At 27.9% G+C, this 4,009-nt stretch carries 4 protein-coding genes and 1 pseudogene; all 5 read right to left on the bottom strand.

The annotated features are described in order from the left end of the window. Positions 1 to 276 precede the first annotated feature (276 nt). On the bottom strand, positions 277 to 831 hold the full coding sequence (locus O970_RS08745; protein ID WP_133459323.1) for a hypothetical protein: 555 nt from the start codon (positions 829 to 831) through the stop codon (positions 277 to 279). Between the two features lie 80 nt (positions 832 to 911). After that, a complete protein-coding gene (locus O970_RS08740; RefSeq protein WP_133459322.1) occupies positions 912 to 1,322 on the bottom strand; it encodes a hypothetical protein in 411 nt (136 codons plus the stop codon). 12 nt (positions 1,323 to 1,334) lie between these two features. Beyond that, entirely contained in the window at positions 1,335 to 2,072 is a 738-nt protein-coding gene (locus O970_RS08735) for a M23 family metallopeptidase (RefSeq protein WP_133459321.1), read from the bottom strand. A gap of 57 nt (positions 2,073 to 2,129) precedes the next feature. Beyond that, positions 2,130 to 3,218 carry a hypothetical protein gene (locus O970_RS08730; RefSeq protein WP_133459320.1) on the bottom strand — a complete coding sequence of 363 codons (1,089 nt, stop codon included), beginning with the start codon at positions 3,216 to 3,218 and terminating at the stop codon, positions 2,130 to 2,132. A gap of 19 nt (positions 3,219 to 3,237) precedes the next feature. Beyond that, a pseudogene (locus O970_RS09935) lies at positions 3,238 to 4,009 on the bottom strand (hypothetical protein); the annotation flags it as partial.

The following is a 4,009-nucleotide window of genomic DNA, read 5'->3' as shown; positions in this document are numbered from 1 at the left end:
ATGTTTATCTAAGCCTGCTTTAATAAGAATAAGCTCTTTTTGTTGCTATTTCTCTTCTTCGTCTTGACTATGTAGTTTTTTGCCTATCGGAAAAAGTGAAAGTATCTATTTTTTATCGTCATTGTGATTTAATAAATTATTTATACCATTTCAATGACATTTCTAATGTGTAGAATATATTTATTGTCAATACTTCACTCTGACCATTAATAGGCAATGAATTCGGGAAACAAGATTTTATTGTTTTTTATAAAAAGTAACTTTCTTTTCACTTGATTATGGTTCGTCACCTGGCTCTACTACAGCCTTTTCACAGTCTTGTTTTTCTTTTATTGTGCATTTTCTTAAATCAGGATTTGCATCATCAGGAATAGCGATACAGTATTGATCGATATAATTATATTTTTTCTTGTTTTTATTAAAATAATACATCTTATTCAAGATGATATTATTTTTGTAAAAAATAACATCACCGCATATTTTTTCGTCGGTAGCAATTCTTTTTTCATAATCAAAATTAAAAACATATCCCTCTAAATTAGGATCAATAAATTTATTTTGTGATTTATCATAAATGAAATACTTGTGCGGTACATTTGGTCCACGAGTTATGCCATCAACAATAGTAAAGTCGTTTTCATTATTATCAAAATCAAAATCACCTATTTCTATTGTATTAAATTCATAAAATGGATAGTTTTTTTTAGTCTTAATACATTGTATTAACTCGCCATTTTTTTTACTATAAATATTGATACCGACAATTTGAGCATCTTCTTTTTTCTTTTTAGATACCAATAATTTAAAATAGAAATCTTTCGTTGAATTCATTTGTAAGAATTCAACATTATTAAATTCAATATTGTTAATTAGGTTTTGGTATTCTTTTCGTCGCTTTTTATAATCCTTATCTAATTTTTTTCATCTTCATAAAAAGGTTGGGCTATGTTATATTCAAATTTCTTTTCTAGCTTAACATCACCAAATTTAGCTGAAGTTCCAAGCAAAATATCGTCTTCAGATTTTTTTTGATTTCCAATTAAATTTAAATTTTGGATAGTTAGTGAGTCTTCATTATCAAAAGCATCATAAGTATAGTTTTCAAACATATATTTATTATCATTTATTTTAGGAATACCCATAGAATGAATCGAATAATCCTCATTATTTAAGATAAAAAAAGAAGGATCCTCTTCAAAAAAACCACCAATATAAAGTTCTACTTTTTTATCGCCAATATTTCCACTATAGACGCGATATATTGCTTGTGTAACTTGTGGTAGTAATAAAATTATTATTAATAGATATTTTGTTATACTCATTTGTAAATTCCTTTAGTTTGAATTATAAAATTTGTCGCCTTTTATTACGGCTTTCTCTTGATCTTTCTTATCTATAGGATTTAAGTTGACAAACAAGGCTGGATTTATTTTATAACCTAATCTTCTTTTTTCGTAGTCTTCTTCTGTTTCTGTTTGTTTTTTCTTTGGAGACCTATTATTATGAATCTTCATAGCTATCTCTAAATGTAAATGAGTATTAGCGTACTTTTTGGCATTTCCTGTGTTAGAGGTATAACCGATATGATCACCTGCTTTAACTTTGGTACCTACTTGTATTTCGGGTACTTTTAAATCTTTATGTAAATGACAGTATCGAATATAAAAATAATCACTATTTATATCAAAATCAATTGCTTGTTCTATTTCCTTTTCTTTAACAAATTCAAGAACACTACCATTTCTTGATGCTCTCAAATCATCTCCTTTCACTTTTAAAACGATTACTTCTCCATAAGTCCCTTCCCCACAAGCTTTTACAATTTCACCATCTAAGCAAGCAAAACATGGTGTACCAATACGTGCAAATAGATCTAAACCAGCATGAGCTTTCCTTTTGCCACCAGCCTGCGTTCGAACTAAACCAAAGGCACCATTATGGGGTCTTTCTGCTACTCCTGAGTTATAAAAAGTCCTTTGTGGATTTTCTAAAGGCTCATGCCACAGCCTTGGTTTAACTGGAAAATAGTTAACCACTGCCACAGGATGAATAAACCATGCTTTACCGTCCATTGATAGATTAGAAAGGATTGAGGTATTGGCGTTTGTTTTTTGAGTTGATTGGGCCCCTCAATGACAAACCCAACTTGTTGGAGAATCGCTATTCGGGCTTTCATATTTATAATTACAATTTAGCGATTCAAGTAATTTAAAATGCCTATTTTTATCAATTTGATAATGATTCCAATCATCTACTTGTTTTACTTCATAGTAAGTTCCTTTTTCTGTTAACATTGAATTCTCATTACTACTTATATTTAATAACCATATGTTTTCTAATTTTTCATCAATATAATAATATTTTTTAATTACTTCAGATTCATTTGAATAAACTGTATATAATACTAAACTATCTACTATGTGATTATCTTTTTCAATGATTAATTCATAATTAATCGGATACTTTTCTTCTTTAAATACTAAATAAAATTCATATTGTTTGTTCTGATAAATTTTCGTTCTACCATTTTTAATTTTTTTTAAAATTCTTGCATAATAACTTGATAATTGTTCTGTTTCACATTCTCCATATTTTAATGATTTATCCTCATTTGCAAAAAAATTACATTTATCATTAATTTTATCAATAATATTTTTATCTTTAATCATTGGATGTCCTAATAAATTTATAGGTTCATGCTTACCTCTATATTCGCTGGACAGTTGTTTTTCTTTATTTTGATCTGTGAAGAATATCAAATATCCTTCTTCTGTTATAGCGACCAAGTCATTGCCATTTTTTATAAAATTATTTAAGCCTTCCGAGCAGGATTGCTTAGAATGCAAATAAGTAATAATATTTATTTCTTGATTCAAAGGCGATTTTTCTTTAGTAAACAGTTTTTTGTATAAATTGTTTTTTTCATCAGATTTCCAATAAACTTCAGGTGTAGTAGATTTGATAGAATATTCAATTAAGCATTCATCATTAATTGCTAATGTTTTGTCAGAAAATTTAATAGAGGTATTAGCAAATTTTTCAATCAAATCTTCTCTTTTTTGCAATAAATTATCTCTAGTTTCTGCTGTCTCACCATAAGCCGTGCTTTTTGAAATTTTATAAAAATACCAAGTTTTTTCAATTTTTCTTTCATAACAATAGGCTATCGAAAGAGAAGTATATATTATTATAAAAATACAAATTTTTTTTAATAACATAGCATATATCCTATATAATTTAAGGTATGTTGGTTATTGATTCATTTTCAAATCGCTCTGTATGTAAATGTGTATCGTGTAATTCCCCCCCATCGATACACCCATGTATTCCTTTAAATATTTCTTTAAATGATGATCCTACTCGAAATATTTTAAAATGAAATTTATATAATGAATTGATAAATTGTTTATCTTTTTCTCTTTTCTTGGAATCAGTACTTTGACTAAAATAATGAGTATCTATACTCTCACCATTTATGTGCAATGCACTTGGGAAGCAAGAACCTTGTTTGTATGCGCTACCAGTTACTTTAACGTTGGTTTTAATTTCTGCTAATGCACCTATAAATCCAGCCATAAGATCTGGATTAGTATATCTACGATAAGTATCAACTAATTGATATAAAATTAACGTATTCCCATTAACATAATTTAAATGATTAGGCATTCTAATTAACTTAGTTTTTTCTGATTGCGTTTCATATACTCGCCAAATATAACCGCGTTTTTTACTATGATAACCATATTCAGCAATATTTCCATTAGTCATGGTAAGCCGTTGATAAATACTTATACTTCCTTTGACTCTTATCCATTCATGAATATCTCCGTTCATATATATGGCTCTTGCATAAATTTCTTCTTCTTCAACTAGTTTTTTTGCATCACGAATTGCACCATAGTTTGGATATGTGAAAGCCTTAATTTCAGTTGTTGTTGCATTTCGACATAGTTTCTTATTTATTGTATGCCATTCACAAATACATATTTCATGTTCATTATCATCTTTA

This window comes from Candidatus Schmidhempelia bombi str. Bimp (assembly GCF_000471645.3).
In the GTDB taxonomy this organism is placed as follows: Bacteria; Pseudomonadota; Gammaproteobacteria; order Enterobacterales; family Orbaceae; genus Utexia; species Utexia bombi.
This window is presented reverse-complemented; position numbering and strand designations above follow the sequence as displayed.